Below are 225 nucleotides of genomic sequence, written 5' to 3'. Positions count from 1 at the left end.
GTGTGACAGCGCGATATGAATTTGAAGAATACAGATTACATGAAATGTTTTCGGACGAATATGTGCTGATATCTCCGGTACTGACGGAAAAAGTCGGCAAGGCAGGAAGTTTTAAGTTTGATATCCCTATTAACCATCCCAGCTATCGTTCGGTGCTGCCTTTTCAGACCTACGTTACAATTTATAAAGATGATATTGAATACTGGCATGGAAGGGTGATAGATG

General features: G+C 40.4%; 1 protein-coding gene. It reads left to right on the top strand.

Features of this window, described 5'->3' with window-relative positions:
• Positions 1-225: hypothetical protein (locus tag CLOSYM_RS23230; RefSeq protein ID WP_044902645.1), on the top strand; the 225-nt coding region annotated here is incomplete at both ends.

The organism is [Clostridium] symbiosum ATCC 14940 (genome assembly GCF_000466485.1).
GTDB lineage: Bacteria > Bacillota > Clostridia > Lachnospirales > Lachnospiraceae > Otoolea > Otoolea symbiosa.
This window is presented reverse-complemented; position numbering and strand designations above follow the sequence as displayed.